The organism is Streptomyces sp. NPDC089919, assembly GCF_040684615.1.
Taxonomy (GTDB): Bacteria; Actinomycetota; Actinomycetes; order Streptomycetales; family Streptomycetaceae; genus Streptomyces.
The window spans coordinates 22,496-47,272 of record NZ_JBFBGK010000067.1; the positions used below are offsets into that span (position 1 = coordinate 22,496).

Genomic DNA, 24,777 nt, shown 5'->3' on the forward strand with positions numbered 1-24,777 from the left:
GGCTCCGGTTCGGCAAGATCGGGGGTCAACCCATCTTCAGCCACGGAGCAGCATGATCCCCACCGCTTTTCGTAAAACCGGGTCAAAAGGCTGACGTCGGCGGGGACCGGGCGTACGCCTCCCCGGTCCCCGCCGCCGTCAGGCCCCCGGCTCGAAGGCCCCGGGGTGGATCTGCTCGCGGGTGGCGGCGTACTGCTGGCGCACCGCCTGGCCGGCGGCCAGGTCGTCGCCCGGCTCGAACACCTGGGCCACCGCCCCCTGCCAGGCCGGCGGGGTGTGCGGGGCGAGGCTCCCCTGCTGGACGCCGAGCGCCCAGGCCGCCTGGCGGGCCGCGCCCAGCGCCGCGTAGTCCGCCGGCTGCGGGACCACGACCTGGGTGCCGAAGAGGGATGGCGCCGCCGCCTGCACGGCCGGCAGCTCGGCCGCCGCGCCCAGCAGGAAGATCCGCCGGATCTCCACCCCGCGGCCGCGCAGCACGTCCAAGGCGTCCACCAGTCCGCAGAGCATCCCCTCGAAGGCGGCCCGGGCCAGGTGCTCGGGCTTCATCGAGTCCCGGCGCAGGCCCGAGAGGGTGCCCGCGGTGTGCGGCAGCGCCGGGGTCCGCTCGCCCTCCAGGTACGGCAGCAGCACCAGCCCGTGGGCGCCCGGGGTGGACTTCAACGCCAGCGCGCTCAGCCCCTCCAGGTCGGTGCCCAGCAGCTCGGCGGTGCCGCGCAGGGCCCGGACCGCGTTGGAGGTGTTGACCACCGGCAGGTGCATGCCGGTGGCGTCGGCCAAAGAGGTGATCATTCCGGTGGGTTCGGTGAGCGCCTCGTGGTGCACGGCCATCACCGAGCCGGAGGCGCCCAGCGAGACCACCGCGTCGCCCGGGGCCAGGCCCAGGCCGAGCGCGGCGGCCTGGGTCTCGCCGGTGCCGGCGGAGATCAGCAGCCCCTCGGGGGTGGTGCCGGCGGCCTCGGCCGGACCCAGCACCTCGGGCAGCATCGCCCGCTGGCCGAGCGCCAGCTCGACGAGGTCGGGGCGGTAGGCGCCCTGGGCGGCCGACCAGTAGCCGGTGCCGGAGGCCGCGCCGCGGTCGGTGGTGCGGCGGGCGGGGCGGCCCAGCAGCTGCCACACCAGCCAGTCGTGCGGCTGCATGACCATGGCGGTGCGGCGGGCCGCCTCGGGTTCCTGGCGGGCCAGCCAGCGGAGCTTGGCCACCGGCTGGGCGGACTGCGGGACGCAGCCGACGGCCTCGGCCCAGGCGCCCCGCCCGCCCAGCTCCTCGATCAGGTCGGCGGCCGCGACCTGGGCGCGCTTGTCGTTGCCGACCAGGGCCGGCCGGACCAGCGCGCCCTTCGCGTCGAGGGGGAGCACGCCGTGCTGCTGCGCGGAGACACCGATGGCCTGGACGCCCTCCAGGAGCCCGCCCCCGGCGGCCTCGCCGAGGGAGAGCAGCCAGGACTGCGGGTCGGTCTCGGTCGGCTTCGCCTCCCCGGCCGGCTGTGGGTGCGCGGCGTACCCCTGCCGCAGGACGGCACCGGTGTCGGTGTCACAGACGACGATGCGAGTGAAGGCGGAAGAGCTGTCCAGCCCGGCGACTATCCCCATGCCCACGATTCTGCCGCACGGACGGGGCGGTCAGGTGTTGCTGGTGCCCCAGTCGTCGTCACCGGCGGCCGAGCCGTTGGCCATGGCCCGCATCCGGTCCGGGAGGTGGTCGCCCACCGCGGCGAAGGCCTTGCCGGCGTACTGGCGGCCGGTCTGGGCCGCGGTCTCGGCGGCGTTGCGCACGACGGGGCTGTGGGCCAGGTCGTTCGCCGACTTCTTCAGCCTCTCGTAGCGCTCGCGCCCGGCGGCCGTGCCGAGCACGTAACCCAGGGCCAGTCCGGCGACGAACGTGAGCTTGTAACGCATCCCTGCCACCCTCTCGCATCGCTGCTGCATGCCCGCTGCATGCGTCTGCATCGGTGCCCGGCCGCCTACCCGTCGGGGGCCGTGATCACCCGGGGCGATACCGATTGGCGGAGCACCCCCCTGCTTGCGCTAATGTATGTCTCGCAGCGGACGCCCGCCCCCCGGCAAGGCCGGAGGAGGGTCTGTTCGTCGCAACGCAGCAATCCCCTGTAGCTCAATTGGCAGAGCAGCCGGCTGTTAACCGGCAGGTTACTGGTTCGAGTCCAGTCGGGGGAGCGCGATCCCCTGTAGCTCAATTGGCAGAGCATTCGGCTGTTAACCGGAGGGTTGCTGGTTCGAGTCCAGCCGGGGGAGCCAGACGAGAGAGGACCCCCAGTCGGGTCCTCTTTCGCGTTTCTCCGGCCGCCATCGGGAACCGGGCAGCCCTCAGCGCGGTCTCCATGGACAGCGAAGCCGATCATGCGGGGCATCCGGAGCAGGAGATCGTATGAGCGGCTATGCTGCGGCAGACGGCGCGCACAAATGTGCGCGACGCGCCGTGAGGGGCGGTAGCTCAGCCGGTTAGAGCAGCGGACTCATAATCCGTCGGCCGTGGGTTCGAGTCCCACCCGCCCCACCACGAAGCAGACATGCAGGAACGTTCTGACCTGCATGTCTGCCTTTTTTGCTCGTCCAGCATGTGGGCTCGGCGTCTCACAGACGGCTGTTGAGGGCTCAAGGGGACAGTGCGGGGACGAGCTTGCGCCCCATTTGGCACCTTTGGTCGCCATCGAGCGGCTAAGGGTTGATATGGCCGCTCGGGACGTTACGGGCCGAGGGCGGTCCGCCTGCTGCCGGGCACCGTGCCCGTCGTGCCGAGAGGGCAGAGCGGAGCGTCGGGCCGCAGCTGAGGCCTGCGATGCCGCACTGGCCTGGCGGGTGCAGGAGGTCTCGGGGTGTGGAACCGTAAGACAAATTGGCCTTGTACCAGGGAGCCGCCGCGGGTGAGTCGTACTGCATCCACTGGATCTAGGTGAACTCGAGGCTGAACAGGCGCGAACTCGGCTCCGCGGTGGAGTGAGACATGACGGGCTGTTCGGACCGTAACCGGCTGTGCTCGCACCGGTCCGCCACGCAGGTACCTGCCACGGATCGAAAAGCCCCTGTCGGCAGGAGAACCGAACCGCCCGGACGATCTCGACGCCATCCACCCGACGCCGACTGAGGAGTTCAGCCTGCGGCAAGACGACTGGCTACGGAAGCGTGCCGGGGCGTAGGTCGCTATGACGGCACAGCCCGCAGCGCCTCCAGGCGTGCTGGACTGCTACAGCCACCGCGTGTACTCGGGCCGTTCGAAGTGACTTACCGATGAGCGTTCCGGCGCGATCAGAGGACTCGTAAAAGTGTCGGTTGGGAACTCTGCTACCCGAGTGGGCGAGAAGATGTCATCGGGCCACCTGCATAAGGGTTAAGCAAGAGGGGCGCACGAGCAGGTTGTTCAGGTGAAGGATGGGGCACTGGCTGCATCCGAACCGCCTGGCTAGGCTTTTTGTGCCTCTTGTGCTGCTCCTGTGTGCGATGGAGCAGTAAGGCCCGCAGCGTGCGCATGAACGGACGGAACGCGAGATCGGTCCGGTCGACGACCTCTTCGAGGCTGCCGTGACCGCGGCACCGCGGACGGGCTGCCAATCGAGGCTGGCGGCCCTCTCGCGCGCGAGAGACAACACCTCGCGGGTTTGTGTGGAACGGCGTCCGCGAGCTCGCTATCGACCGTGTAGGGGAGGGCGGGTTTGTGGTGCGGGGCGACGTCGCAAAGGTACTCCTTGCACGCCTCCATGCTCTGGGCTGGCCAGCCCCGACCATCCTGGTCGCCGCGGATAGACACTAGGAAGCCGTGCTGGGGGGCCTGCCCCGAGACGGCGTCGGTGTCCGTCCGTCCGGCCGACGTGTTACCCCCGGCTGCCAACCACCGACGCGGCGTGCCCTGCCACCTAAGAAGACGTCCTCCGGAAAGAGTTTTCTCCTGATAGAGATGTTTGGGGCGCTGCCGTTTCAGGCCTTGCTGGAGAGGAGACTGCTGGGGGACGAGGCGAGCAGCTCACTTACACGTTTCTGCGGACTCGGACACGTGAAGCATCTGGGTTGCTCGCCTCGAGCTGTGGGTTTTTCGGACACGCCCGGGTGGACGTTCAGGATTACCGATCGGCGGCTTCCTGCTGTATCACCATATCTCGGTATCGCTGACACGAACATTGTTATGTCCGCCGACGCCCCTGATCGATCAAGGCCGCTCGACGGCGCAGCGTCGTGGGAGAATGTTGAACCCTTCTCGCCGGGGTTCCGGCGGATGGCCTCGACGCCCATGCCGATGTAGCGCCGTGGTCGATATGACTGCTGTGCGGTAGCCGGTGCCACAACACGCTTCACCCTCCATCTCACGATCGATTTCCTGGAGGCAGAGGTACTGTGACCGCCTTGGCTCGAGAAGTCCTCTCACAGACCTACGCTGGATCCCCGCCAAGCGCCTGCCGGGCAGCAGAGCGATCGGCCCGAGGAGCCGCTGCGGAAGAGACTTCGGATGCCGACGCTGTTCGCGGGCACCTCGACAACCGACGCTGTGTCGGGCTCGCCAGCCTAACGAGGCGGGAAGACGAGAAAGAGGTTCTACGGGGAAGGAATTCCCCGTAGAACCTCCCAGGTTTAGGCGAGTCAGTTGTGCTCCGCTGATCTCTTCGCGCGAGCAATATCCAAGTCGGCCGCGATCGCGCTCAGCCGGACAGGGGTGCGCGTATCGTCAATCACGGCAGCCCGGAGCACCGCTCCGGTGATTATGGATTGATCGCTTGTGCCCCAAAAAGGATTCTTTGTGTTGTCGACGAATCCTGGCGTCCCATCCTGGAGTTCGACTTCCAAGCCCCAAGGTCGAATTGCCGTGACGGTCACGTCAAACTCGCAATGAAGGATAGATTTCACGCCCCCAGTCTCCCTATTTTTGCAGCCACTCACGGTTTATTGTCAGTGAATTAAATTCATCGAGTCGGTCGAACGGGATTTCGAACTCTATTCGGGGGGCCCCTCCAGGGCCCTGCCAGTCATATCTTTTGGCGGTTTCCCCGAACGTGCTCAAGAAGGAGGGGTGCATCTCGTATCGTATCATTCCCGGTGCGTAAGGTCCTCGCCCTTGATATTCGGCGGCGACGCTCCTCTCGCCGAAATAAATCTTCCCGTTGCTGGCGGCGTCCTGCATGGCTGGATTCGGCCCTTGCTTTAGTTCGAATTCTCTGTCGATCGTCTTGGGGGTCCTGTAGATATTGACAGGATCGTCGCACTTGTTATGCACCAGGATCGACGCGGACCCTGCCATCACATAATACGTGTGCAGATCCCTGACGGTGAAGTTATATGTTTTTACTCGATCTGTATATCGGGAGTTCCCTGTGACGGTGACAGTCTTACCTGTGGCCGTCCGGAGGGTCATGCCGGGGCGCAGTTCGCCTGCTTTGACCCACCTGCCCTCAGAAGGCGACCAGAAGGGATGCTCGCGCGTCGCAGTCAGAGACTTCGTGCCGTTGGGAGTCTCGATAGAGAGACGGTTGAGTTGCCGCTCGCCCTCTGATCGTATGAGTTGAGTCACCTCTCGGGGTCCAGAATCCCCGGACTCCGGGTCACTCGCGTAGACCTTGTCGCCTACTTCAATATCCTCAATGGCCTTGGACGTGCCATCGGCCATGAGTACGAGAGTTCCGGCCAGGAAGCAATTGCCGCCGCCTTCCTGGACAGACCCGCGGGCCACGCCGCGGGCGCCGCCGACCATGCCGCGGGCGCCGCCGACCATGCCGATCACGCCGTATGACCCGCCGGTCATACCGGTCATGACGCCGGCTTTGTACATGCTGTTGCGGAGGCCGCATACCCATGCCGAATCGCCCTCCGGGCATGGCAGGTCAGGGATTTCGGCTGCGGTTGGTACCTGCGGCTCGGATGAGAGCTTCGGGTTGCAGTAGGCGGGGTAGCCGCTCGGTGAGCACGGGGGCGGTTCCGGGGCCTTTGCCTTCCCCTTGCCGCTGTTGCCGTTTCCGTTGGTGCCGGTGGGTGCGGGGTTGCTGTGCCAGCCAGTCTGGCATTCGGGGTCGTGGCCGCATTCGTCGTTGCCGCTGGTGCTGCGGTCGCCGTCCCTGTTGTCGGTGCCGTCCTCGTTCCAGTCGTCCGGGTAGCAGGCGGCGCCGCCTTCGCCGCACATCTGCTGCAGGCCCGTGGGGTCGGAGCCGGTGACGGGGCTGTTGTTGGCGTAGGCGTAGCCGTTGAGGGACTGGGGCTGGTCCAGGGTCAGGATCGGGTCGACGCTGATGAACTGGCCCAGCTTGGTGTCGTACTCGCGGGCGCCGATGTGGGTGAGGCCCGTGGTGGCGTCGATGTCGCCGCCGACGAATCCCTTCTGGCCGGGCCAGAAGGCCGGCGCGGCGCCGCGTTCGCCGCCGTAGGGGAGCTGCTTGCGGCGGTTGACGGCGAGGTTGGCCGCGGTGACGGACAGAGTGTTGGTGCCGTGGTGGTCGGCGATCAGGAAGCGGACGTAGCCGTCGCTGGAGCGGATCGCGGAGCCGCCGGGCACGCTGTAGTACCGGTTGCCGGCGAGGGCGTTGCTGGACTTGGTCAGGATGAGTTCCTGGCCGCCCGGCAGATAGAGGGTGGTCTTGGCGGGTTCGCGCTTGAGGAGGCGGGTGCCTTCCGCGTCGTAGAGGAACGACGTGGTGGACCCGGACAGGGTGGAGGTGGCGAGCTTGCCCTCCTCGTTCCACGTCAGCGTCTGGGTGGCGCCGACCGCCGGGTTCTTGGTCTCGAGGTTGCCGGTCTTGTCGTAGGAGTAGGTGTCCGTGCCGTTGGTCCCGCCGGTGGCGGTCACACTGCGCACGCCGTGAGCCTGGGCCGCGCCAGCGGCTGTCGGGTAGGCGTACGTCCGCTTGGTGTCAGCAGTGATCGGGCCGGCCTTGTGCTGGGTCTCCGTGGCGCGCTGGCCGGTGTCGGTGAAGGTCCAGCTGGTCCAGTACGGGTCGACGGTGCCCAGGACGTCGGTGCCGGCGCCGGTGGTGGGCTTGGTGGTGCAGGTGCCCGCGGTGGTCCAGGCGTCGGTCAGCCGGGCTGCCCAGTCGTAGTCGTAGCACTGGTCGTCCTCGACCGACGCGTCGTTCTGGAGGTCCCGGATCCGGGTGACGTTGCCCGAGTCGTCGTAGGTGTAGCGGATGTCGGACAAGGTGGCGGGTGCCGTGGCCTCGCGGTCGACGCTCGTGGTCGCCACCCGGCGGGTAGCGGCCTCGTAGGTGAGGGACTGGGTGACGCGCTTGCCGAGGTTGCCGAGCTCGGCCTGGGCCAGCTCGCCGAACGGGGTGTACTTGGCACCGCGCAGGTAGACCTGCGAGAGGTTGCCGTCGACCAGGGCCAGCTGGTCCTGGGCGCCGTAGTTGTTGGTGACGGTCTCCGCGGGCAGGGCGGCGGCCGCGTCCGAGTTGCCGGTCGAGTACTTGACCGTCTCCGGCAGGCCGTTGACGTCCGTGGCGGTCGTGGCGACCGTGTAGGTGCCGGCAAGCTCCTCCTCGCCCGTCACCGTGGGGACGGTGAGCTTGGCGCCGGTGGCCCGGCCGCCGACGTCGTAGCCGACCACGGAGGTGGTGTAGGCGGCGGTGCCGTCGTAGCGGGTGGAGGTGGCCGGCAGGCCCTTGCCGCCGGTGACGGTGTCGTAGGTCCACTGGGCGAGCTTGGTACCGGTGACCGACCCCTTGCGCAGGCTGGTCTTACGGCCGAGTTCGTCGTAGGTGGTCGCGAGGGTGTTGCCCTCGGCGTCCTTCACCGTGTCGACGCGACCGTCCGACCCGAAGTGGGTGGTGGCCAGACCCTTGTCGGGGTCGTTGGCGGTGAGTTGACGCCCGCGCAGGTCGTAGGTGTAGCTCCAAGCGTTGCGGCCGGAGTTGTCGCTGACCTTGGCCAGGCGGCCGGCGGTGTCGTACTGGTAGGTGTGCTTCTCGTACTTGCTGGACGCGGCCCCGATCAGGGGGTTGCGGTCCTTGTACTGGCGCCGCTCGACCACCCGGCCGCGGGGGTCGGTGACCGAGAGGGTCGCCGGGCTGCCGTCGGGAGGCAGGACGGCTGACCAGTCGGTGCCGTAGGTGTTCTTGGTCGACCACTTGGCGACGTTCAGCGACAGCAGGGTGCTGATCGTGGCGCGGCCGCGGTTGTCGTAGTCGGTGGTGCTGGCGCTGGGGACCTGGTTGTCGGTGACGACGAACGGTGTCGTCGAGACCGCGTCGCTGTTGTAGTAGGGCGCGTTGGTGCGCGCTACCCGGCCGTGGTCGTCGTAGAAGGTATCGCTGACGATGCGGCCGGCGACTCCGATGGAGTCTGACTGGGTCTGCCGCTGGCGCAGCAGGGAGTCGTACAGGGTGACGGAGGTGCCGGTCGTGCCGTCCTCGTAGAGGCTCTTCGTCGTCACCGCGGACTGCGCCGTGGACGACATCTTGTAGGTGAAACTGACGTTCGGGTCTGCTGTCGTGGCCCGGCCCTTGGCCCAGCCCTTTGTCAGGCGGCCGAGCGAGTCGTACGCGGAGTTGGTGCTCCGGCCGTTCGCGTCGGTGGTCTTGAGGGTGAGGCCCCGCAGACCGTCGAACGTGGTGGTGGCGGTGTTGCCCTTGGGGTCGGTGACCTTGATGGAGGTGGGCTGGGCACCGGTTTCGGGAGTGTAGTCAGTGGTGGTGGCTTCGCCGTCTTCACCGGTCGACGTCAAGGCACGGCCGTACTGGTCGTACGTCGACTGCGCCGTGGTCTGCCAGTCCAGCAGGCCGCCCGAGTCCAGCCCGGCGGCCTCTTCCGCCTTGGTGGCGTTCGCGAGGCCGGGTTTGGGGGCTACTCCGTACGCCTGGCCGTCGAAGTAGCTGCGCGCGGCTCCGGTGACCTCGGCGTTCGGAGAGGTATCCGAGCAGGGGGAATGGCTGGTGGTGACCTTCTTGGCGGCGTAGTTGATCAGCCAGTTGGTCGTGTCCGGTGTGACGTAGGACGTTTTGGTGCACTGGGCTTCGGTCGTGCCGCCGACACCGTCGTCGCCTTCGGTGAGCTGGAGCCCGTACGTGGGGTCGTAGGTGCGGGTGGTGGTGTTGCGGCGCCAGGTGCTGCCGTCGTCCAGCAGCGTGTCGCTGAGGGTCGTTGCCGTACCCGACAGGTGGGCGGTCTTGGCCGGCAGGTCGGGTGCCGGCTTGCTGGGCTGGTCGGGGTCGGTGATGCCCTTGACCGGCTGGGTGGCGGTCTCGCCGGATACCCAGGGGATGTTGGTCGTCTTGGTGACGTACGGGCCGGAGGCGCCTTCGTAGGTGCGGGTCTGCGCGGTGCGGCCGGCGAAGTCGGGCCGGTCCGTCACGCCGAAGTCGTCACCGCCCATGCCGGTGTAGTAGGTGGTGCCGGTCTTGGTCTGGTTGGTGGTGCCGACGTAGGTGTTGACCGCGGTGTAGCCCTGCCACTGGTTGTAGGTCCGGTGCTTGTCGAGGGTGAATTCGCCGTCGTCCTTGCGCCAGTTCGGCGTGGCGTAGGTGTACTTGGTGGTCTTGGACGGGGAGCCGGTGCCACCGGTGGTGTCGTCCTCGGTCACCTGGGTGACGACGTACTTGTGGAACCAGTCTTTCTCCGGGTCCACGGCGCCGTCACGCGTCCACCACGAGGGGTAGCACCGCTTGGTGTTCTTGTCCGCGGCGGGCAGGGTCGAGGTGGTGCACTCGGTCGGGCTGTAGGTGACCAGGGTCTGGCCGCCGGTCTCGTTGGTGATCTTGGTGATGCGACGCTTGTTCAGCGGTGGCTTGCCGTCGGCGGCATCGACCCGGTTGGGCATCAGGGTGCCGTCGAAGGTTGTCGCCGGCAGCGTCAGGTCGCCCAGGCCGCCGGACTTGCCGGTGCGCTGAATGGACTCGAACCACAGGGCCCGCCGCCCGGTGTCACCCGTGGTCGGCCACGACTGGGCCAGATTCCAGGAGTCGACGGTGGTGAGCGTGGTGCCGACCAAGGCGTAGGTGTTGATGGACTTCAGGCGCTTGGTGGACCAGTAGGTCGGAGCGGATTGCCAGCATTTGGTGCCGCTGGTGCACAGCAGGTCGACGGGGACGTCCGGGGCCCAGTCGTCCTTGTGTGCCTCGTCCAGGGTGCAGGTCTCGGCCTCGCAGCGGTCGGAGAGGCCGAAGGTCACCCGGCCGGCCGGGTTCGCGGTGTCGTAGACCTTGCCGGCCCGCAGGCCGTAGTCGATCTGGGTCAGGACGCCGTCACGGGTGTAGGCCGAAGGGCTGTCGGTCTTGTTGTTCTTCGCGTAGTAGCCGATGTACTTCGTGTAGTAGTAGGCCATCGCGTTGCCGTGCGGGTCCACGACGTAGTCGAGGTTCCAGCGCCAGCCCTGCTGCTCGGCCGAGGAGGCGAAGTCGCTGGCATGCCCGGGCTCGCCGGTGTGGTTGCCGAAGACGGGGACGGTGTTGACAGACTTCGTTTCCCGCTTGCCATCGGTCCAGCCGGGCAGACGGTTCTTGCCGAAGAAGTACTGGGTGCCGTCGGTCGTGGTGACCTTCCAGTACTCGAAGTCGTCGTCGCCGGAACCGTTGTCGGTCGCGTCGTACAGGCGCTCGACGCGGGAGCCGTCGTCGCCGGAGAGCTTCCAGACCTTCTTGCCCGCGTCCCAGACCAGCTCGTTGCTGGAGCCGTTCAGCGACAGGGTGGCGTTCTCCGACTTCCAGCAGAGGTCGCCGACCTTCTCCGTGTTGTTCGCGCCGCCCTGCTTGTCGTTCTCACAGGCGGCGTAGGTGCGCTCGACGTAGCCGGGTGAGTAGTCCCAGCCCTCACCGATCCACGAGGACTGGTTGTTCGTCGACGCGGTGCGGCCGTCGATGGAGGAGGAGCTGTACGAGAGGTTGATCTTCGGGGCCAGGCCGCCCGGGGCCGACGGTACGCCGATCGGGATGTTCCAGCCGAAGCCGCCCGAGTTCCCGCCCGCCGACCACGAGCCGCTCGGCGAGAGGGAGGTGGCCTTGAAGGAGCCGTCGTCCCCGCTCGAGCCCGCCTCGGCGGACAGGAGCGCGATGCCTGCGCTCTGCGCGACGAAAGGGGAGGAGCCGGCCTTGCCCGTGGTGGGCCCGCTCATCGGGAGCGGCACGGTGGCCGTCAGGGTGCCGGCCTTGCCGTTGTTGCGGGTGTCGAGCGGGGTCCGCTGGAGGCACTCGGGCTTGTTCGGCGTGGTCAGGGCACACGCGGGAAGGCTCACCAGGCGCAGCCGGGAGGACCAGCCGCCGCCGTAGGCGTCGCGGAAGGCCTTGTAGTCCAGCTCGACGCGGGCCTTACCCGGCGCGGCCGAGCCGTCGGTGCGCTGCACGGAGAGCAGAACGCCCTTAACTCCGGCCTTGGCCGTGGCGGTGCGGTCGGCGACGGAGACGCGCACCTTGGCCGGTGCGCTCGTCGCGCCGCCCTTCGCACCGGGCGCCGCGGCCACCTTGACGGGCGTCCCGGCTGCGCTGGTGAAGGCTTCGGCCAGACGCGCCGTCCGTCCTGCTGCGGCGGGAGCGGCGAGGTCGACGTCACGGCTCGCCGCGGCCGGCCAGCGCACGGCAGTGGGCTTCCACACCTCGCGCGCGGCCGGCGCGGACTTCGAGTGCGGGAGGACGAGGTCGTGCCCGTCGACGGACTTCACCTTCTCCACGGCGCGCAGCTTGAACGCTGCCGGTGCCGCTGCCCAGGCAGGTGCGGACAGGAGCGAGACAGTCAGGGCTGTCGCGGTGACGCCGACGACGGAACTTCGGAGTCTGCGACTTCTCCTGCCGCCCCACCCCCGTTCCCTGGATCGCTCTCGGAAAGACGGACGGACGGTTTGCATGCCCCACCCCAGATAAGCAACGGATAACTAACTTCCGCATCCAACCTGTTTGCCCGTTTACGGGCAAGCGTCAGTTTGGTAACGCTCTGACCTGCGAGTTTGTGTGGCTGAAATGATGTCATGTCCGAATATCCGCGAATGATCAACTATGGGATTTGCGGGGTGAATCGGACTTTCCGGAGATTGTTTGCATCTGGAAGTATGCGCCTCGTAATCGGCAACTAATTTGCGTACTGTGCCTACCGCTACACCACTCCACGTATCGAGAGAGCACCGCGTATGAGTCAGACCACCTCGCGCGGCAGCCGCTCCAGACGCCCCCTGGCGATCCTCCTTGCCCTGGCGTTCCCCGCTGCTGCCCTCACCGCCCTCGCCCCCGCAGTCGCGGCGGCCCCGACCACCGAGCCGGCAGCCGAAGCAGACGGCCAGATCGCCTCGGCCTCCGAAGCGGAAGCGTTCGGCCTCGCGGCCAAGACAGGCCACCGCATCGAGATCGTCGACCGCCGGGAGGAGAGCGTCGAGACCTTCGCCAACCCCGACGGCTCCATGACGCGGCGCCAGTACACCCGGCCTGTCTGGACGCGCTCCGACCTGACCTGGCGCAAGACCGACCCGACGGTCGAACGGCGCGAGGACGGCTCGCTCGGGCCCAAGGCCACGACCTTCGACATCACCTTCTCGACGGGTGGCACGACGCCTCTCGTCACGATGAAGGACAACGGGAAGAGCCTCTCCCTGAAGTGGCCGACCGCCCTCCCGGAGCCGGTGGTGGAGGGGAACACCGCGCTCTATAAGTCGGTCCTGCCCGATGTCGACCTCACCCTGACCGCTGACGTCGACGGCTTCGCCCAGCACCTGCTCGTCAAGACACCGCAGGCCGCCGCCAACCCGGCGCTGAAGAACATCAAGCTGGGCATCGAGTCCCACGGCGTGACGCTCGACGACACCGCCGGCGATGTCCTTCTCGCCAAGGACGACCAGGGCAACGTTCTCTTCAAGGCGCCGCAGCCCAAGATGTGGGAGCAGCCCGCCGCGACCCCGGAGGCAGCGCAGCGCGATGGCGCCGCCAAGACGGCCGCCCAGTCGAAGACGACGACGGCGAAGACGGCGAGCTACACCACCACGAAGGTGGTCCTGTCACCGGCTGCCGACGCGGCGCCCACCGGACAGCCCGAGAGCGCCCCCGTCGCCACGGACGTCACCGGCTCCACGCTCACCCTCACCCCCGACGCCGACCTCATGGCCACGGCGGACCAGTTCCCGCTGGTCATCGACCCGGTCTTCTCGGGCGGTGGCACCGACGGATGGGCGGTCATCTACTCGGCCACGCCGAACGACGACTACCCCAACGGCATCGGCTGGAAGTCCGACAACCCCGCCGACGAGCCGCGGGTCGGCTACAACGGCTCCGGCAACACCAGCTCGTTCTTCGCCATGGACACCTCCGGCCTGTACGGGGCCACCATCACGAGCGTCACCTTCGCGGTCGCTGAAACCCACTCCTGGGGATGTGACGCTTCAGCGGCCGGCCCCACCGAGCTGTGGAGCTCCAAGAAGCTCTCCCCGGTACCGACCTGGAGCACCCAGGACAAGTACTGGGGATCCAAGCTCGACTCGGCCTCGTACGCGCACGGCAACCCCATCTACTGCCCGGGCGTGGAGGGCCACGACTACAAGTCCACGGCCCTGACCAACTACGTCCAGCAAGCCGCCGACGAGGGCTGGGACCCGCTCGTCCTCGGCCTGCGCACCCCGGACTCGTACCGGGGCAACGTCAACAGCTTCAAGCGGTTCCAGAACAACCCGAACCTGGAAATCACCTACAACTTCAAGCCCGAGGTCCTCGACGCCGACGCCTTCGAAGGCACCTGGACCCCCGGCGGCGACGGCAACAAGCCCGTCGCCTGCGGCGCCACCATCGGCAACAGCGGCCTCGCCCTGACCGCCAGGCTCCGCGACAAGGACGGCGGCACCGTCACCCCCGAGTTCGTCGTCACCAACTCCAGCGGCGCCTCCGTCCCGGTCAGCTACGCCACCAAGGTAGCCAGCGGACAGACCGCCACCGCGACCGTCCTGGCCAAGAACCTCACCAGCGGCACGTACAAGTGGAAGGTCCGCGCCACCGACGGCGAAGGCCCCGCCAGCGCCTACACGGCCGACTGCTCCTTCACCGTCGACCGCATCGGCCCCAAGAACAACGTCGATGTGTGGACCGAGGACGGCGACCCCATCCCGGCCGCTGCCCGCTTCAAGGCGCGCACCACCGTCCGCCTCAAGCTCCACAACCCCGCGGGCGACCTCGCCGGCTTCTGCTGGGCCATGGACCGCCCGCTCTCCGTCTCCAGCACCCGCTGCTCCAACGGCAACTGGGTCCCGGTCGGCTCCAGCGGCTACACCGCCTACATCGACGTCGTCCCCACCGGTAAGCCGAGCAGCACGCTTTACGTACTCGCCTACGACCAGGCGGGCAACCACTCGCCGACGGACGGCGACGAGGACACCACGACGCTGCGGACCAGTCCGCCCGACTACATCTACGAGCCGGGCATCACGCCGAACACTCCCGGTGTCTACCCGCACGACCGTCTCGGCGACCTCGACGGCGACGGGCACGCGGACATGCTGGCCACCGACACGCTGGGGCGCCTACGCCTCTACAGCGGCGACGGCACCGGCAAGGTCGACGCCTCCGTCTTCGTGGGCACCAGCGGCTGGGGCAGCGCGCTCATCGCGCACGGCGGTGACTTTGCCAACTTCGCCAGCTCTACCTCTGCGCCCGACGGCTACGAGGACGTCCTCGCCCGCCTGAGCGACGGCAATGCGTACATGTACGGGAGCAACGGACGCGGGGAGCCGATGTACCTGACCCGCCGACTGCTCGCTCCGCCATCCAGTAGCGCGAATGCGGGTGGCTGGAAGAGCGTCCGGCAGATGATCCTCCCGGGTGACCTCGACAAGCGCACCTCCAGCGACTACACGAACGGCAACGACCTCGTCACCGTCCAGTGTGTCGACACCGGCTGCACGGACGCCAAGGTCATCCTCTACTCCGGCAAGACCGCAGCGGACGGCGGCGCAAACCAGGCGACTCCGTTCGACTTCGACGTCAAAGAAGACAACGTGATCGGCAGCGGCACCGCATGGTTGAACCGCACGATCCTCGGTACCGGTGACCAGGATGGGGATGGTCTGGGCGACATCCTCGCTCGGGACGACGACTCGCATCAGCTCATCCTGTTCCACGGCCAGAAGAGCAGCTCCGGTGCGTACGGCCTCGACTTCGACAACCGCGTCATCTACGGCACCGGCGGCTGGCACAAGGCGAACCGGCCACTGCTGACCTCCGCAGGCAACGTACAGGGGTCGGTCAAGACGAAGTCCGTGTCGCTCGACGGCGTCACCACGTACTTCAAGCAGTTCGTACCCACCGCCGGCGAGAGCGCCGGTGACCTGTGGGCCACCACCGCCGCCGATCCCGACCTCGTGGTGCCCTACGTGAAGGACGACGGCACGGCGGCCAGCACCACTTGCCCGACCGGCTGCCTGCTGTTCTACCCGGGCGGCGAGACCACACACCGCTCCCCCCGGTTGGTCGGTACCGGCTCGTGGACCACCACCATCACCGGAATCTTCTGACACCCTTCGTCCCTTCAACCGGATGCCCCCCGCTCCCAGGAGCGGGGGGCATCCGGGCAGGAGTCCTCTTGCACAGCATGCTCCGGCGTACGGCAGTCATTGCCACTACCGCCGCCACATTCGTGTCCGCCCACACGGCCATCGGATCCGCCTCGGCCGCAGAAGAGCCGTGGGCCTTCACGGCCTTGGACGTCGTCGTCGCTCCGGGAGGCTTCTGGGAGGCCGATCCCGTCCAGACGGCCGGTAGCTTCAGGCCCAGGGGCACCATGGTCGTCGCTGTCTCCGGGAAGCCCCTGACCGGAACGGTCCGCGCTCTGCCGGCCTCGCTGCACCTGAACCCCACGGAGTGCGAGCCCGTCCCCGGCCGCTCGGGGATCTACACCTGCGAGCACAGCATCCCCTACTCCCAGTACAGCCGCCTCACCTTCCACGTGGACGAGAAGGCGGCGGACGCCGAAGCCCACTTCGGGTTCGTCTTCGTGCGGCCCGGCGGCGACGTCAAGGCAGCGATCAAGGACGTGGTGACGGCCGACGCGTCGCCCACCGACGCCGCTCACGGGCATGGGGCGCTCAAGGTCGTCACGAAGGCCACCGCAGCCGCGCGCAACACCGTCACCTTCGACACCCCCAAGGTTCCTGCCGGACGCACCGTCCGGCACCGGCTGCGCATCCACGTCACGGACCCGGGCAAGGTCTACACGTGGTACACGACCGCCGACGGACAACCCGAATGGCGTCGGGACGAGGTGCTCGTCAAGGACCTGAAGGCCACTTCGGGCGCCTCGTGCACCATCGACACCCACCACATCATGGAGATGACGAACAACCTCGCCTGCACGGTCGGCCCTGGTGACCACACCATCGAGTACACGGTGACCACGCCCGCCGGCCTGCCCGCCTGGAAGCTCGAGACCCATGTCGGACACGACATCTACGACTCCGCTCCCTACGGCAGCTCCCTCGACCGCGCGGCCACCTTCACCGCGGGATCCGGCGAACGGCACCTGCGACACGAAATCGTCGCGCGCGACGCTTCCGGCACCTTGAAGCGGGTCTGGGGTAAGGGAAGCCCGGCCAAGCCCTTCAGGTACACCCAGACCATCGGTGGCGGCTGGGGCGTCTACGACCAGATCACCAAGCTCGAACCGGTCAGCGAGAACCTCTACTTCTACGGCAGCCCGGTGCCGGCCGGTGCCGAGCGCGGGCACGGCGACCTGGTCGCACGAGATGCCGGCGGAAGCCTCTGGTACTACCAGCGCCAGTTCGACTTCGAGAAGCCGTACAAGGCCCGCACGAGGATCGGCACCGGCTGGAACACCTACACCACGATCACCGGCGCAGCAGACCTCGACGGCGACGGGAAGTCGGACCTGCTGGCGCGGGACAAGGCCGGTGTGCTGTGGCTCTACAAGGGCACCGGCAGGGCCACCGCCCCCTTCACCACCCGTACCAAGGTCGGTGCGGGCTGGGGGACGTACAACACGCTCACCGGATCGGCTGACCTGACCGGCGACGGCAAGGCGGACCTCCTCGCCCGGGATGAGACCGGTGTGCTGTGGCTCTACAAGGGCACCGGCAAGGCCTCGGCGCCGTTCGCCGCAAGGACGAAGGTCGGCGGGGCCTGGCAGGGCTACAACGCCCTGTCCGTCGTCGGCGACGTCACCGACAACGGCAAGGCCGACCTCGTAGCCCGGGACAAGTCCGGCGTCCTCTGGCTGTACAAGGGAACGGGCCAGGCCAAGAACCCGTTCATGACGCGGACGAAGGCCGGCAGCGGCTGGCAGGGCTACAACAACCTCGCTTGAGCGGGCGTCCGAGCCGAGATCCTGGACAAGAGACGTGAGGTTGAGCAGGCCATGAGGCTCCCCCCTCGAAGCGAGGGGGGAGCCTCTCCGGATTGGAAGCGGATTCCGTTGCTCGAAAGTTGCAGCCCTGTCCCTGACCGTGGTCTATGCGAGATCGGAAAGCGTGGGGCCACGCCAGAGGACCGTGCGGGGACGCCAAGGGGACGCAAGGGCAGGAAGAGGCTGGCAAAAGCCGGAGCGAACAGGCGCATCACGTACTGTCTGACCTGCGAAAACGTCACGCATAGGCGCGAATGCGCAAGGGCCGCCAAGATCCCGAGAGGACTCATAATCCGTCGGCCGTGGGTTCGAGTCCCACCCGCCCCACTGCAAGCCGCAGGTGAAGAAACGATCTCACCTGCGGCTTCGGCGTTTCCGGGGACCGCTCGGCCGGTCCGGCGATGGGCCGTTCGCGCGTCTCGGGGGTGGGGTGGGTCCGGGGGCGGTCTACTGGGGGTGTTGGCCCGGTGCGGCGGTTGGAGTGGGTGTGAGGCGGATCAGGGCGCAGTTGTTCGCGGCGGTGGACGGGGTCGTGGAGGCGCCGGACCAGTGGCACTTCCCGTATTTCGACGACGCGATGGGCAGTGCGGTCGAGGCGACGCTGGGGCGGGCGGACACGCTGCTGCTCGGGCGGAGGACGTACGACAGCTTCGCCGGGGCCTGGCCCGGGCGGGAGGCGGCCGGGGAGGCGGACGCGCCGTTCGCCAAGCGGCTGGGGGACGCGCGCAAGATCGTGGTGTCCCGGAGCCCGCTGACCTTCGAGTGGCGGGGCAGCGAGCAGCTGGCCGGGGACCTGGTCGAGGGCGCCGCCCGGCTCAAGGAGGAGCCGGGCGGGGACGTCTGGATCAGCGGGTCGGTGTCCGTGGTGCGGCAGCTCATCGCCGCCGGGCTGCTGGACGAGCTGAACCTCTTCGTGCACCCCATCGCCGTGGGCAGGGGGATGCGGCTCTTCGAGGAGACCGGCACCGCCGTCCCGCTGGAACTGCGCTCGGCCGAGACCTTCCCGTCGGGGGTGCTGAACCTCTTCTACGCCCCGGCCGCGGCGCCCGCCGCGGCCGGGTACGAAGAGGCCCGCACCCACCTGTCCCAGGAGGACTAGGCCTCCGGGAGGCCCTTCGCGGAGATGCGGCGGAAGCCGAGGTACGGGGCCAGGGACTCGGGCAGCAGGATCGAGCCGTCCGCCTGCTGGCACTGCTCCAGGAGGGCCGCCAGGGTGCGGCCGATCGGCAGGCCCGAGCCGTTCAGCGTGGCGGCCGGCTTCGGCTTGCCGTCCTCGCCGCGGGTGCGGATGCCCGCCCGGCGGGCCTGGAAGCTGCCGAAGTTCGAGACCGAGGAGATCTCGCGGTAGGTCTGCTGGCTCGGCAGCCACACCTCGATGTCGTACGTGAGCTGGGCCGAGAAGCCCGTGTCACCGGCGGCCAGCCGCACCACGCGGTAGGCCAGGCCCAGCTCCTGGAGGCAGGCCTCGGCGTGGCCGACCATCGTCTCCAGCTCGGCGTCGGCGGTCTCCGGGTCGACGATCTTGACGATCTCGACCTTGGCGAACTGGTGCTGGCGGATCAGGCCCCGGGTGTCCCGGCCGTACGAGCCGGCCTCGGAGCGGAAGCACGGGGTGTGCGCGGTCATCGCCACCGGCAGCTCGGCCGCCGGGATGATCTCGTCGGCGTAGAGGTTGGTCAGCGGCACCTCGGCCGTCGGGATCAGGAACAGCTCCCGCTCGGCGACCCCGGTCTTGAACAGGTCCTCCTCGAACTTCGGCAGCTGCCCGGTGCCCGTCATCGTCTTGCGGGTGACCAGGAACGGCACCGAGTGCTCGACGTAGCCGTGCCGGCGGGTGTGCAGGTCGAGGAAGAGGGTGGCCAGCGCCCGCTCCAGCGCGGCGCCCGCACCGCGGGTGACGGCGAAGCGGGGACCGGAGAGCTTGGTGGCCCGGGCGAAGTCGAGCAGCCCGGTGGCCTCGCCGAGGTCGACGTGGTCCTTGGGCTCGAAGTCGAAGACCGGCGGGGTGCCGACCTTGCGGACCTCGACCGCGTCCGCGTCCGAGTCGCCGTCCGGCGCCGCGTCGTCCGGCAGGTTCGGGATGGTCAGCAGCAACTCGCGCAGCTCCTCCTGGGCCTGCTCGCCGGCCGCCTCGACGTCGCGGATCTGGTCCTTGAGCTCGCGCGCGCGGTCCTTGAGGCCGGAGATGTCCCCGCCCGCCCGGGCGGTCTGCTGCACCTCGCTCGCCACCCGCTTGGCCTCGGCCCGCAGTTCGTCGGCGGTACGGATCCCCTGGTTGCGCCGGGACTGGAGGTCCTCCAGCCGGGCCAGGTCCAGGTCGTAGCCGCGGCGGGCGAGCCGGCGGACAGCTTCGGCACCCATGTCGAGCAGGGCGCGGGCGTCATGCATGAGGGATCCTTCGGGCCGTGGGTCAGGCGGTTTCAGCAGACCCCGACGGTAGCAACCGGGCGGGCACCCGGCGGTCCGCCCCCCGGCCCCGCGAAGGCGGGGACCCCGCCCGGCAGGCAGCCGGACGGGGTCCTCACGACGATCAGGGGACGGCTCAGGCGTCCGAACCGCCGAACCGGGTCCGGTAGGCCTCCAGGTCCTCCTCCGCGATCTTCGCGAAGAGCACCGGCGGGACGGTGAACGGGGTACCGGCCGGCACCGTGTCCAGGGCCTTGGCCTGCTCCGGGGTCACCCAGGTCGCGGTGTCGCCCTCCAGGGCGAACGCGGAGCGCATGGTGCGCGCCGAGGCCGGGATGAACGGCTCGGAGACCACCGAGTAGAGGTGGATGAGGTTCATGGCGGTGCGCAGGGTCAGCGCCGCGCCGTCCAGGTCGGTCTTGACCTCCAGCCAGGGGGCCTTCTCGTCGAGGTAGGCGTTTCCGGCCGACCACAGGGCGCGCAGCGCGGCGGCCGCCTTGCGGTACTGGAGGGTGTCCATGTGGCCCTCGTACTCGGCCAGCAGTCCGGCGATCTGCTCGCCCAGCTTGGCCTCGGCCTCGCCGGCCGGGCTGCCCGCCGGGACCTCGTCGCCGAACTTCTTGCGGGAGAAGGTCAGCACGCGGTTGACGAAGTTGCCGAGGGTGCCGCCGAGGTCCTTGTTGACCGTGGCGGCGAAGTGCTCCCAGGTGAAGGACGAGTCGTCGGACTCCGGGGCGTTGGCGATCAGGAAGTACCGCCAGAAGTCGGCCGGCAGGATCTCCAGCGCCTGGTCGGTGAAGACGCCGCGCTTCTGCGAGGTGGAGAACTTGCCGCCGTAGTACGTCAGCCAGTTGAAGGCCTTGACGTAGTCGACCATCTTCCACGGCTCGCGTACGCCGAGCTCGGTGGCGGGGAACATCACCGTGTGGAACGGGACGTTGTCCTTGGCCATGAACTGGGTGTAGCGGACGTCCTCGGCCTCGTACCACCACGACTTGTAGTCGCGGTTCTCCGGGTCGGCGTCCGCCCACTCCTTGGTGGACGCGATGTACTCGATCGGGGCGTCGAACCAGACGTAGAAGACCTTGCCCTCGGCGGCGAGCTCGGGCCAGGTGTCGGCCGGGACCGGGACGCCCCAGTCGAGGTCGCGGGTGATGGCGCGGTCGTGCAGCCCCTCGGTCAGCCACTTGCGGGCGATGGAGGACGCGAGCTGCGGCCACTCCTCCTCGTGCTCCGAGACCCAGGCCTCGACCTCGTGCTGGAGCTTCGACTGGAGGAGGAAGAGGTGCTTGGTCTCGCGCACCTCCAGCTCCGTGGAGCCGGAGATCGCGCTGCGCGGGTCGATCAGGTCCGTGGGGTCGAGCACCCGGGTGCAGTTCTCGCACTGGTCGCCGCGGGCCTTGTCGTAGCCGCAGTGCGGGCAGGTGCCCTCGACGTAGCGGTCCGGCAGGAAGCGGCCGTCGACCGGGGAGTAGACCTGGCGGATCGCCCGCTCCTCGATGAAGCCGTTCTCCTGCAGGCGGCGGGCGAAGTGCTGGGTGATCTCGCGGTTCTGCTGCGAGGAGCTGCGGCCGAAGTGGTCGAAGGACAGCGCGAAGCCGTCGTAGATCGCCTTCTGGGCGTCGTGCGCCTGGCCGCAGAACTCGGCCACCGACAGGCCGGCCTCCTTGGCCGCGAGCTCGGCGGGGGTGCCGTGCTCGTCGGTCGCGCAGATGTAGAGGACGTCGTGACCGGTCTGGCGGAGGTACCGGGCGTACACGTCCGCCGGAAGCATCGACCCGACCATGTTGCCCAGGTGCTTGATCCCGTTGATGTAGGGAAGCGCGCTGGTGACCAGGTGTCGAGCCATCCTTGGATGCTCCATTTCGTACGTACGGCGCCGGCGGGGATGCCGCGGCGGGCCCAAGTCGGGAGGCCTGCGGCGGACCGACCGCGGTGGGTCCGGCCGGGACCGGCACGCGCCGGTGGGCGGTGACGGGCCGGGGTGCAGGCCGCCGTCATCGTATCGAACCCGGGCACACGCCCGGCGAGCCGTTTTGCCCCTCGGACCGGCGGGGGCCGCGGGCGGGCCGCGCGGGGCGGCGGTCCGCGGGGCGGGGACCGGCCCCCGCCCGGCGCGGGGGCGGGCGGGGGCCGGCCGGTCAGTCCGCCTCGGTCGCGTCCGCGAGGTGGTGCAGGACGTCCGAGAGGTTGCCCCGGCGGGCGAAGACGGCGCGCTGCCGGTGGGCGCCCGAGCCCTCGCGCAGGAGCGTGGCCAGGGTCGCCGACGCGTGCTCCAGGTCGCCGGCCGCGGCCAGTTCGGGGGCCAGCAGGTCCAGCAGCCCCTCGGCGAGGGCCGCCGCCGGGAGCTCCGTACCGGTGAAGGGGTCCAGCCCGTACCCCTCGAGGCCGTCGTGCGCGGCCCGCCAGCGGGCCAGCCGCAGGACGTCCTCGCCCACCGGGGGCGCCGGTTCGCCGGCCCGGATGTCCCGCAGGGACACCGCGACCAGCGCGCGCCCGAGTGCCGCGTGGAGGACCGCCACGTCCAGCTCGGGGGACATGTCGGGGGCCCGGATCTCGAGCGTCGGCCAGGTCCCGGAGGGGCGGAGGTCCCAGTAGACCATCTTGGTGTCGAGCGCGGCCCCCGAGCTGATCAGCAGGTCCACCGAGGTCCGGTAGTGGGCGGTGGAGGTGAAGTGCGGGGGCAGGCCCGCCGAGGGCCAGGTGGCCCAGGCCATCGCCCGCCAGCTGGCGTGGCCGGTGTCCCGGCCGCCCCAGAACGGCGAGTTGGCGCCCAGCGCGATCAGCGTGGGCAGCCAGGGCCGGACCCGGTTGGCCACCTCGACGGCCGTGTCGGTGTCGAGGGTGCCGATGTGGATGTGCCGCCCGCAGCCGACGAGGTTGTCGGTGAGGGCGCCGAACCGCTGGAACTGCTCGCGCTGGCGCGGTTCGTCGTCGTTCAGGTGCGGTGGGGTGCGCACCGGCAGGACCGGTGAGGGGCTGGCCAGCAGCCGGCAGCCGTGGGCCCGGGCCGCCTTGGCCAGCACCCGCCGCAGGGCCGACAGCTCCTCGCGCAGCCGGTCCGCGGTGTCGGCGACCGAGGTGGCGATCTCCACCTGGTAGCGGGTGCCCTCCGAGTGCACCAGCCGGCCGGTGCCGACCGCCGACAGGACTTGCGGGGCGAGCGGGACGACCTGCCAGGTGTGCGGGTCGACCAGAAGGAACTCCTCCTCGACTCCGAGGGTGAGCGGGGGCACCGGGGCGAGGTCCGGGCCGTCATCCACCGGGGTCCGGGCCGGGCCCGGGACCGGGGACCACGTACGCGCTGTGCTCTTGCCAGGTTCGATCACTACGCCTCCCTGGACATACGAGTCGCTTTCATGATGAGCCGACCGACGGGGGCGCAGCGAACGTCTATTCGGTCAATCGACGGTGAACGCGGGAGCACGGGTGGCGGGCCGGTGCCCCTTGCGGAGGCTCCGGGCGGCCCCGGGCGGGGGCGTACGGGGTGCCGGACGAGGCCGGGCGGGACGGGTGGAACTCCAGCGCGGCACGAGACGCAGGCGGTTTACCATCCCGTGTGACTGGAATGACCTCCGAGCAGCAGCCCGAACGGGCGGAATCGAGCCGTCCCCCGATACCGGAGGGGGCGGACGACCCGGCCCCGGATCCGGCCGGCGACCCCGCCCCCGCCCCCGCGCCGGTGAAGCGGCGCATCCTCGCGGACCTCACGCCGCTGCGGACCTCCGCCGACTACCGGCGGCTGTGGATCGGCAGCACGGTCTCCTGGCTCGGCCAGTCCATGACCGCGCTGGCGGTCTCCCTCCAGGTCTACGACATCACCGCCTCCAGCTTCGCGGTCGGCCTGGTCGGCGTCTTCGCGCTCGTCCCGCTGGTGGTCTTCGGGCTGTACGGCGGCGCCATCGCGGACACCGTCGACCGGCGCAAGCTCGGGCTGTACAGCTCCGTCGGCTCGGCCCTGCTGTCGGTGGCGCTGGCCGGGGCCGCGATCGCCGGCTTCCACCACGTGTGGTTCCTCTACGCGATCGTCGCCCTGCAGGCGATGTGCGGGGCGCTCAACTCGCCCGCCCGCACCGCGATGATCCCCAAGCTGCTGCCGCCCGAGCAGCTGCCCGCGGCCAACGCGCTGACCTCGGTGACCACCACCTCCGGGATGATGTTCGGCCCGATGGCGGGCGGATTCATCGTGGGCCTGTGGGGCTACCAGTCCGCGTACCTGGTCGACTGCGTGACCTTCCTCGCCGCGCTGTACGCGATGTGGCGGCTGCCGGCGATGCGGCCGGAGGCGGAGTCCGGCACCGGCCCGCGCGGCCGGGCCTCGGTCGCGGACGGGCTGCGCTTCCTGGCCACCCGGCCGAACCTGCGCATGACCTTCTTCACCGACATGTGCGCGATGGTGCTGGCGCACCCGCGGGCGCTGTTCCCGGCCGTGGCGGTGATCTGGTTCGGCGGCGACGCGAAGACGGTCGGCCTGCTGGTGGCGGCGCCGGCGATCGGGGCGCTGCTCGGCGGCCTCTTCTCCGGCTGGCTGGGCCGGATCCACCGGCACGGGCTGGCGATCCTGCTGTCCGTGGGGTGCTGGGGGGCGGCCGTGGCCGTCTTCGGCCTGACCCGGAACCTGTGGCTGGGGCTGTTCTTCCTGGCGGTGGCCGGGTGCGCGGACACGGTGTCGATGGTCTTCCGCACCACGATGCTGCAGGCGGACACGCCGGACGACATGCGGGGGCGGTTGCAGGGGGTCTTCATCGTGGTGGTGGCCGGTGGGCCGCGGTTGGGGGACTTCCTGGCCGGGACGGTGGCCGACCTGACGTCTCCTGGCGTGGCCATCACCGGTGGTGGCATCGCGTGCGTCGTCGCCGTGGCCGTGCTGGGCCTCCGCCGCCGCAGCTTCGCCACCTACGACTCCCGAGCCTGACCCGGCCCGTGGCCCGGCCCGGCCAAGCCCGGCCCGTGGCCCGGCCCCACCGGGGACCCGGCCCCTACGGCCCGCCCACGCTGTACGCCCACCCGGTCGTCCGTGGTGTGTGGGGGAGCCCCTTGAGGGGGTGTGGCAGGCTGGTCCGGAGGCAGGCCCGGGCCTGGGATGGCCCGGAGGGCCACGGCGAAGCCGCGAAGTCCCAGGGGTGGGCCTGCCGC

At 69.4% G+C, this 24,777-nt stretch carries 11 protein-coding genes and 3 tRNA genes; 7 read left to right on the top strand and 7 right to left on the bottom strand.

All coding sequences use genetic code 11. The annotated features are described in order from the left end of the window. Positions 1–138: 138 nt before the first annotated feature. Together AB0O40_RS24540 and AB0O40_RS24545 are read right to left on the bottom strand one after the other, a co-directional pair. Positions 139–1,590 (bottom strand): FGGY family carbohydrate kinase, encoded by a 1,452-nt coding sequence (locus AB0O40_RS24540; protein WP_365045572.1) that lies wholly within the window; start codon positions 1,588–1,590, stop codon positions 139–141. A gap of 30 nt (positions 1,591–1,620) precedes the next feature. Continuing rightward, a complete protein-coding gene (locus AB0O40_RS24545; RefSeq protein WP_365045575.1) occupies positions 1,621–1,896 on the bottom strand; it encodes a YtxH domain-containing protein in 276 nt (91 codons plus the stop codon). A gap of 203 nt (positions 1,897–2,099) precedes the next feature. Between AB0O40_RS24545 and AB0O40_RS24550 the strand changes: the two genes are divergently transcribed. The 3 genes from AB0O40_RS24550 (at position 2,100) to AB0O40_RS24560 (ending at position 2,515) form a co-directional block, all read left to right on the top strand. Then, positions 2,100–2,172: transfer RNA gene (locus tag AB0O40_RS24550), tRNA-Asn, on the top strand. A gap of 5 nt (positions 2,173–2,177) precedes the next feature. After that, positions 2,178–2,253 (top strand) — tRNA-Asn (locus AB0O40_RS24555). 185 nt (positions 2,254–2,438) lie between these two features. Then, positions 2,439–2,515 (top strand) — tRNA-Ile (locus AB0O40_RS24560). A 2,069-nt stretch (positions 2,516–4,584) separates the two neighbouring features. Here AB0O40_RS24560 and AB0O40_RS24565 read toward each other — a convergent pair. Continuing rightward, entirely contained in the window at positions 4,585–4,848 is a 264-nt protein-coding gene (locus AB0O40_RS24565; protein ID WP_365045577.1) for a hypothetical protein, read from the bottom strand. Between the two features lie 13 nt (positions 4,849–4,861). Next, positions 4,862–11,581, bottom strand: coding sequence for a polymorphic toxin-type HINT domain-containing protein (locus AB0O40_RS24570; RefSeq protein ID WP_365045579.1), 6,720 nt, complete (start codon positions 11,579–11,581; stop codon positions 4,862–4,864). 453 nt (positions 11,582–12,034) lie between these two features. Here AB0O40_RS24570 and AB0O40_RS24575 point away from each other — a divergent pair, with 453 nt between their 5' ends. From AB0O40_RS24575 to AB0O40_RS24585, 3 genes are all read left to right on the top strand, one after another. After that, positions 12,035–15,391 carry a VCBS repeat-containing protein gene (locus AB0O40_RS24575; RefSeq protein ID WP_365045582.1) on the top strand — a complete coding sequence of 1,119 codons (3,357 nt, stop codon included), beginning with the start codon at positions 12,035–12,037 and terminating at the stop codon, positions 15,389–15,391. Positions 15,392–15,657: 266 nt separating this feature from the next. Continuing rightward, complete coding sequence (locus tag AB0O40_RS24580; protein ID WP_365045584.1) at positions 15,658–17,196, top strand: VCBS repeat-containing protein; 1,539 nt, start codon at positions 15,658–15,660, stop codon at positions 17,194–17,196. Between the two features lie 526 nt (positions 17,197–17,722). After that, the gene (locus AB0O40_RS24585; protein ID WP_365045586.1) at positions 17,723–18,334 is read left to right on the top strand and encodes a dihydrofolate reductase family protein; all 612 of its coding nucleotides are present in this window, start codon (positions 17,723–17,725) and stop codon (positions 18,332–18,334) included. Here AB0O40_RS24585 and serS read toward each other — a convergent pair. From serS to AB0O40_RS24600, 3 genes are all read right to left on the bottom strand, one after another. Continuing rightward, positions 18,331–19,623 carry a serine--tRNA ligase gene (gene serS, locus AB0O40_RS24590; RefSeq protein WP_365045589.1) on the bottom strand — a complete coding sequence of 431 codons (1,293 nt, stop codon included), beginning with the start codon at positions 19,621–19,623 and terminating at the stop codon, positions 18,331–18,333. The two genes, AB0O40_RS24585 and serS, sit on opposite strands and share 4 nt — an antisense overlap. A gap of 154 nt (positions 19,624–19,777) precedes the next feature. Then, the gene (metG, locus tag AB0O40_RS24595) at positions 19,778–21,490 is read right to left on the bottom strand and encodes a methionine--tRNA ligase (RefSeq protein WP_365045592.1); all 1,713 of its coding nucleotides are present in this window, start codon (positions 21,488–21,490) and stop codon (positions 19,778–19,780) included. A gap of 292 nt (positions 21,491–21,782) precedes the next feature. Beyond that, positions 21,783–22,904: a glutamate--cysteine ligase gene (locus AB0O40_RS24600; RefSeq protein ID WP_365045594.1), complete on the bottom strand. Its 1,122-nt coding sequence runs from the start codon at positions 22,902–22,904 to the stop codon at positions 21,783–21,785. Between the two features lie 305 nt (positions 22,905–23,209). Between AB0O40_RS24600 and AB0O40_RS24605 the strand changes: the two genes are divergently transcribed. Next, on the top strand, positions 23,210–24,556 hold the full coding sequence (locus AB0O40_RS24605) for an MFS transporter (RefSeq protein ID WP_365045600.1): 1,347 nt from the start codon (positions 23,210–23,212) through the stop codon (positions 24,554–24,556). Positions 24,557–24,777 lie beyond the last annotated feature (221 nt).